This is a genomic window from Kitasatospora sp. NPDC091257, assembly GCF_044757675.1.
Classification (GTDB): Bacteria; Actinomycetota; Actinomycetes; order Streptomycetales; family Streptomycetaceae; genus Kitasatospora; species Kitasatospora lactacystinica.
Map to the genome: position 1 here is coordinate 1 of NZ_JBIVVI010000421.1, position 6,802 is coordinate 6,802.

The 6,802-nt window shown below is 75.1% G+C and carries 5 protein-coding genes; 1 reads left to right on the plus strand and 4 read right to left on the minus strand.

Features of this window, described 5'->3' with window-relative positions:
- Window positions 1-112: 112 nt before the first annotated feature.
- The 3 genes from ACIQOV_RS20280 to ACIQOV_RS20290 are packed head-to-tail and all read right to left on the minus strand — an operon-like array spanning window position 113 to window position 3,084.
- The gene (locus tag ACIQOV_RS20280) at window positions 113-913 is read right to left on the minus strand and encodes an ABC transporter ATP-binding protein (RefSeq protein WP_401050260.1); all 801 of its coding nucleotides are present in this window, start codon (window positions 911-913) and stop codon (window positions 113-115) included.
- Window positions 910-1,998 (minus strand): FecCD family ABC transporter permease, encoded by a 1,089-nt coding sequence (locus ACIQOV_RS20285; protein WP_401050263.1) that lies wholly within the window; start codon window positions 1,996-1,998, stop codon window positions 910-912. The genes ACIQOV_RS20280 and ACIQOV_RS20285 overlap by 4 nt, the downstream gene beginning before the upstream one ends.
- Before the next feature lie 3 nt (window positions 1,999-2,001).
- Window positions 2,002-3,084, minus strand: coding sequence for an ABC transporter substrate-binding protein (locus tag ACIQOV_RS20290; protein ID WP_401050265.1), 1,083 nt, complete (start codon window positions 3,082-3,084; stop codon window positions 2,002-2,004).
- Window positions 3,085-3,298: 214 nt separating this feature from the next.
- Here ACIQOV_RS20290 and ACIQOV_RS20295 point away from each other — a divergent pair, with 214 nt between their 5' ends.
- Window positions 3,299-4,123: a helical backbone metal receptor gene (locus ACIQOV_RS20295; protein ID WP_401050268.1), complete on the plus strand. Its 825-nt coding sequence runs from the start codon at window positions 3,299-3,301 to the stop codon at window positions 4,121-4,123.
- A gap of 176 nt (window positions 4,124-4,299) precedes the next feature.
- Here ACIQOV_RS20295 and ACIQOV_RS20300 read toward each other — a convergent pair whose 3' ends face one another.
- The gene (locus tag ACIQOV_RS20300; protein ID WP_401050271.1) at window positions 4,300-6,681 is read right to left on the minus strand and encodes a hypothetical protein; all 2,382 of its coding nucleotides are present in this window, start codon (window positions 6,679-6,681) and stop codon (window positions 4,300-4,302) included.
- Between the last annotated feature and the right edge of the window lie 121 nt (window positions 6,682-6,802).

Below are 6,802 nucleotides of genomic sequence, written 5' to 3' on the forward strand. Positions count from 1 at the left end.
AAAGCTACCTCGCCGGCCTTCACCTCCGCGGCGCAATGATCTGGATCAAGGACCTCACCCGAACCCATTGATCACGACCGAATACGCGGCCTAGCAGAAGCGCCGGTACGGGCTACCGCCCCGGCACGGCCGCCTGCGCCGCTGCCGGGGACCGGTGGTCGAAGGCGATCAACGGATCGCCGGTGAGGGGGTGTTCGACCACCGCCGCCCGTACGCCGAAGACCTCGGCCAGCAGCTCGGCGGTCAGCACCTCGCGCGGTGTCCCGGAGGCCACCAGGGCGCCGCCGTGCAGGACGTGCAGCCGGTCGCAGACCGAGGCGGCGGCGTTGAGGTCGTGCAGGGCGACCAGGGTGGTACGGCGCTGCTCCCTGAGCAGGGCGAGCAGTTCCACCTGGTGCCGGACGTCCAGGTGGTTGGTCGGCTCGTCCAGCACCAGGACGTCCGGCTGCTGGGCGAGCGCCCGGGCCAGCAGCACCCGTTGCCGTTCACCGCCGGAGAGCTGGGCGAACCGGCGGTCGACGGCTTCGGCCATGCCGACCCTGGTCAGTGCCTCGGAGCTGATCCGGTGGTCCTCGGCGTCGTCGGCCGCGAAGGCCCGCTTGTACGGGGTGCGGCCCATCGCGACCACCTCGCGGACACTCAACTCGAAGTCCCCGCCGCGCTCCTGGGGCAGTGCCCCGATGTGCCGGGCGGACTGCGCGGGCCGCAGCTCCGCGAGGTCCCGCCCGGCCAGCAGCACCCGGCCGGCGCTGGGCCGCAGGTGCCGGTAGACGGTGCGCAGCAGGCTGGACTTGCCACTGCCGTTGGGTCCGACCAGTCCGGCGATCTCCCCCTCCTCGGCGATCAGGTTGGCCCCGGCCAGCACCGTCCGGCCGGCCAGGGCGACGCTCAGGTCCTCGACGGCGATCCTCAACTGCGCTCCAGTCGTCGGTCCAGCAGGTAGAGCAGGGTGGGGGCGCCGAGGACGGCGGTGACCACGCCGATCGGCAGTTCCTGGCCGTCCAGGGCGGTGCGGGCCACCGTGTCGACGACGACCAGCAGCAGCGCCCCGGTGAGCGCGGACAGCGGCAGCAGCCTCCGGTGGTCGCCGCCGACCAGCAGCCGGCACACGTGCGGCACCATCAGCCCGACGAAGCCGATCGCCCCGGAGACGGCGACCATCACCCCGGTGAGCACACTGGTGACCACGAAGACCTCGCGGCGCAGCCGGGTGACGTCCACGCCGAGCCCGGCGGCCGTCTCGTCGCCCATCAGCATCGCGTTGAGCCCCCGGGCGCGGGCCTGGAGCAGGGCCAGTCCGAGCACCACGGCGACGGCCGGGACGGCGAGTTGGGCCCAGACGGCGCCACCGAGGCTGCCCATCAGCCAGAACAGCACGCCCCTGGTCTGCTGCTCGTCGCGGGTCTGCAGGACCAGGTAGCTGGTGATGCCGCCGAGGAACTGGGCGATGCCGATGCCCGCGAGGACCAGCCGCAGCGGCGAGAAGCCGCCGCCGCGCCGGGCCATCAGCCAGACCAGCGAGAACGCGGCGAGCGCGCCGGCGAACGCCGCCAGGGAGACGGTGAGGCCGAGCGCGCTGCCGAAGGAGAGCTGGAGCCCGAGGGTGGTGCCGAGGACGATGGCGGCGACCGCGCCCAGCGAGGCACCGGAGGAGATGCCGAGCAGGTAGGGGTCGGCGAGCGGATTGCGGACCAGGGCCTGCACGGCGGTGCCGACCAGGCCGAGGCCGGCGCCCACCACGGCCGCCAACAGGGCGCGTGGGACGCGCAGTTGCCAGACGATGAGGTCGCGGGTGCCGGGTTCGGGGGCCCGACCGGTGAGCCGGCGGGCGACCACCGACCAGACCTCGCCGGGCGGGACGTCCACCGAGCCGAGCGAGACGGCGACGGTCAGCGCGAGCACCAGGGCGACGGCGAGGGCGGCGGCCAGCGGCCCGGCCCGCAGGGTGCGGGCCGGGCGGGCTTCGCCGCGCTCGTTGCGAGCGATGGCCGACGTCACCGGCTACTGCCCGCTCTTGACGAGGTCCGGGTGGACGGTGGCGGCGATCTGCCGGACGGCCTCGGCGTTGCGCACCCCCGCGATGGTGGTCACCTCGGAGCCGAGCCGGACGAAGTGCCCCTCCTGGACGGCCTTCAGGCCCTGGGTCGCGGGGAAGCCCTTCAGGAAGGCCTCGGCCTCGTCGAAGGCCTTGCGGGTGGCCTCCTCGCTGCCCCGGTTGCGCACGGCCAGCTGGATCCAGTCCGGGTTCTTGGCGACCACGTCCTCCCAGGAGCCGGGCTTGAAGTCGGCGTCGCAGTCGGCGAACACGTTGCGCGCCCCGGCCTGGGTGATCACGGCGTTGGCGACCTGCCGGCCGCAGACCGCCACCGGCTGCTTGGTGCCGGCGTCGAAGTCGAAGACGAAGTAGCTCGGCCGCTGCCCCTCCGGCACGGCGGCGAGCGCGGTGCGGACCTCGCCGAGCTGCTTCTCCATCCCGGCGACCAGTTCCTCCGCCCGCGCGGCGGTGCCGGTGACGGCGCCCAGCCGGCGGACGTCCTCCTCGATCCCGGCGAGGTCGGTGCGCGGCGCCTTGGCGGCCTTCGGCGTCCCGGCGCAGGCGGTGGAGAGCAGGTACACGTGCTGAATGCCGGCCGCCGCGTACTCCTCCTCGCTCGGTCCGGTGGCGCCGCCGCCCATCATCGGCATCGCGCCGAAGGTGTCCACGTAGAGGTCGGCGCCGGAGCCGAGCAGCTTCTCCTTGGGTATGCCCTTGTCCCCGAGCACCGGCACCTTGGCGCCCTGCTCGGCGACGGCGGCGGGCAGGGTTCCCTTGCCGGGCGGGAAGCCGGTGCCGATCACCCGCTCGCCCGCGCCGAGTTGGAGCATCAGCTCCAGGCCGGCGGCATTGCTGGTGACGATCCTGGCGGGCGCCTTGGCGATGCTGGTCTCCTTGCCCGCGCAGTCGGCGACCTTGACGGGGAATCCACCGCCCAGGTCGTCCCGGACGGTGACGGAGGCGCTCGGCCCGCCCGCGGTCCCGCTTCCGCAGGCCGTGGCGAACAGGGCGACGGCGGCTGCGATTCCGCAGGCGACGCGAGGGCGCATGACAACTCTCTCCTGGTCGGTGACCGTGCTCGGTGACGGTGCTGGTGACCGTGCTCGGTGCTTGTCGTGGGTGGTCGTGGCTGGTCGTGCCGAAGGCCCGTACTGCGGACCCGGACCAGGTAGTCGGGCGGCCGGGTCGATGGGTTCCCCGCGATTCGCGACCGGTCGTCGTCGGCGCGCCCCCTCGCCCCGGAGCCGGACGTAGGCTGGCCGGATGGCCGCCCCCACCGTCCCGCGCGACGATCTCGACCTCCCCGTCCGGCTCGGGCCGCGTCCGCCCCGCCGGGTGGTCTCGCTGGTGCCCTCGCTGACCGAGGCGGTCGCCGCCACCGCGCCCGGGCTGCTGGTCGGCGCCACCGACTGGTGCAGCCACCCCACCGACCTGTCCGTCACCCGGATCGGCGGCACCAAGAACCCGGACGTCCCGCGCATCGTCGCGCTCGCGCCGGACCTCGTCCTCGCCAACGACGAGGAGAACCGGCGCCCCGACCTGGACGCGCTACGGGCGGCCGGCGTCCCCGTCTGGGTCACCGACATCCGCACCCTGGACGACGCCCTCAGCTCCCTGCACCGGCTGCTGACCACCGCCTGCGGACTGCCCCGGCCGCCGTGGCTGGACGAGGCGGAGGCGGCCTGGGCCCCGGTCGGGAGCGGCGGCACTCCCGCGCTGGGCGACGGCCCGCGGACCGTCGTGCCGATCTGGCGCCGCCCGTGGATGGTCCTCGGCCGCGACACCTTCGCCGGCGACCTGCTGTGGCGCCTGGGCCTGCGGCTCGTCCACGCCGACCACCCCGAGCGCTACCCGGCCGTTCCGCTGCCCGAACTGCTCGCCTGCCGACCCGAGTTGGTTGTCCTGCCGGACGAGCCGTACTGCTTCACCGCCGAGGACGGCCCGGAGGCGTTCCCGGGCATGCCGGCGGCGCTGGTCAGCGGACGGCACCTGACCTGGTACGGCCCCTCGCTGGTGACCGCCCCCGCCGTGCTGCGGCGGGCCCTCGACCACCCGTACGGTCCGGGCGGCGGAACGGGCGCCTCGTAGGACGACCGCCACTCACCGACGGCCGCCGATGACACGGGGGGCACGAGGGTTGAGCGAGGGCGGGAGGGAAAGCACCGACTGAGGGCAGGTGCTCCGGAACGTGACAGGGCCCGGGACGCGTGTTCGCGTCCCGGGCCCTGTGCCCTGCGGCCGTGTGGCCTTGCCGGCTTGTGTCGTCAGCCGCGCGCGGCGGTGACGGCGGCGCCCAGCGCCTCCTTGATCCGGGGACCGAGGCGGGCGAAGCCCAGCTCCTTCATGGCCGCCCGCAGCAGTTCCTCGTCGGTCCGCTCGACGCCGTCGCCGTCCACCCACCGCACCACGGCGAGCAGCTCGTCGGCGGAGTAGGCGGTCACGGGGCGACCGGGCGTGAAGTCCGGCTTCACGGGACGGACCTCGGCCTCCGGCTCGGCGGCGGGGGCTTCGGCAACGGCGACAGGCTCGGGCTCGGCCACCGGCGCGACCTCGACGGTCGGCTCGGGCTCGGGCGCGACGGCAGGATCCTCGGCCTCGACCACCGACTCCGCCGCCTCCACGGCAACAGCCTCGGGCTCGGTCTCGGCGACGGGCTCCTCGACAGCGGGCTCGGGGTCGGTGGCCGGCTCGGGCTCGGCAGCCGCCTCGGCGACCACGGCCTCAGCCGTCTCGATCTCGACCTCGACCGCAACGGCAGGCTCGTCCACCTCCGCGGCCGGCTCGTCGACGGTGGGCTCCACCGCGACAGCCACCGGCTCGGCCTCGACCTCAGCCTCGGCCGCAACCTCGGCGGCAGTCTCGGCAGTCTCGATCGCCGGCGCATCGGTCTCGGCGGCGGGCTCCTCCACCGCGTTCACCTCAGCCTCAACGGCGTCGATGACCTCGGCGGTCGGCTCCTCGACGGCGGGCTCCGTCACGACGGCCTCAGGCTCGGTCTCGGCCACCGGCGCGACCTCGCCCTGGACCTCGACCACGGTCTCAGCCTCGGCCGCAACCTCGGCGGCCGGCTCCTCGACCACGACCTCGGCGGCCGGGTCGGCCTCCGGTTCCGTCTCCGCCGGGGTCTCGTCCACGGCCTCGTCCACGGCCTCGGCCAGGGCGGCGGTCGCGGCCGCCACCAGGTCGTCGGCCGCCGGGGAGGGCGCCGGGAGGGTGACCACCGCGGCCTGGGCCTCCTCGTCGGCCTGCTCCGTCGCCGGCTCGTCGTCCGCGACACCCGTGTTCGACGACATCTCCGCCTCGACCTCGGCGTCGGTCTCGACCTCAGGCTTGATCTCGGCCTCGGGCTCGGGCTTGACCTCGACCTCGACCTTGACCTCAGCGGCCGCGGCCGCGGCCGCGGGCGCCGCGGCGGCCTCGTCGGCCTCCTCCGCCGGAGCGGTCACCGGAGCCGGGGCCTTCTCTCCCAGCCCGTCCCGCTGCCCACCGGCCAGCGCCTGCAGGGCAGCCGCCTCGGCGTCAGCCAGGTCCGCCGACTCCTCGGTCCCGGCCTTATCGGCCACAACCTCCTCGGCACCGGCCTCGCCGTCGACCTCGGCAGCGACCTCGGCAGCGACCTCGTCCGTCGCCTCGGCAGCGTCCTCGGCCTCGGGCTGCTCCTCGACCGCCGCATCCCCCATGGCGGTGGCCTTCTCCCCGAGCCCGTCCCGCTGCCCGGCGACCAGCGCCTGGCGGGCCGTGTACGCGGCCTCGGCGGCGCGGCGGTCGGCCTTGGCTGCGGCGAGTTCGGCGAGCAGGTCGGCGAGGCCGGCCTCCTCCAGGCCGACCCGCAGGCCGCGGATGGTGGGCAGGCGGTAGAGGGTGCCCTCGTCGGCGGCGAGCCGCTCGACCAGGTCGATCAGCTCGGCGAAGGGCAGCCCGTCCAGGTCGTGGTCGGGAAGCAGGCGGGCGAGGCCGCGCAGGCCGGTGTTGATCGCCTCGAAGGCCTGGGCGGTGCGGTCGACCAGGGCGCCGGCGCCGGGCACTCGCGGAAGGGTGCCGGCCGGGGCGAGCGCGGCCCAGGCGCGGCGCTCGATCTCGGCGGAGGTGAGGGCCTCGTGCAGGTCCTCCCGGCGGATGCGGCGGTCGGTGGCGAGGGCGACGGCCTGCTTGCGCAGCGAGCGGCCGCGCAGCCAGGAGAGCTTGACGCCGTTCTCGCGGCGCCAGGTGCTGTCGGCGGTGGCGGCGGCGAGGGCGCCGAGGTCGGCGTCGTACGCGGCGGGGAAGAGGGCCGTGGAGGTGCGGTGCACCCGCTGGAGCATCTCGACCAACAGCACGGTCTTGGCGACGGTGTCGGGCTCGTCCAGCTTGACGTCGGCGGCGAGGGCGGTGACGGCCTCCCAGGTCTGCTGGAGGTCGCTGCCGCGCAGTTCGGCGAGGGCCGTGGAGGCGGCGCGGGCGTCCTCGGGGGTGGCGACGGTGTCGACGGCCGCGTACCAGGCGTGGGTCTCGGCGGTGAGCGTGAAGGCCCCGAGCTCGGCGTAGCGGCCGAGGTCCTCGCGGAGGTCGGGCTCCGCGGCGGCGTCCTGGGGGTCCTTGACGTCTGCGGCGTCGGCGACGTCCGCCGGGTCGGCTGCGTCGGCGTTGCGCGAGTGAAGCACTGTCATGTGAGGTCCGGTTCTGGGCGACGACGGCGGGGCTGGCGGCGAGGGGGCGGCGGACCGGTTGCGCGGGGTCGCCCCTGAGGCGGGGCTGGGGGGCGCGCGGGCGGGCTGCCGGTTGTGGACG

Coding starts and splice junctions, on each gene's coding strand:
- ACIQOV_RS20290 (WP_401050265.1), bottom strand. CDS start 3,084: ATGCGCCCTCGCGTCGCCTGCGGAATCGCAGCCGCCGTCGCCCTGTTC.
- ACIQOV_RS20295 (WP_401050268.1), top strand. CDS start 3,299: ATGGCCGCCCCCACCGTCCCGCGCGACGATCTCGACCTCCCCGTCCGG.
- ACIQOV_RS20300 (WP_401050271.1), bottom strand. CDS start 6,681: ATGACAGTGCTTCACTCGCGCAACGCCGACGCAGCCGACCCGGCGGAC.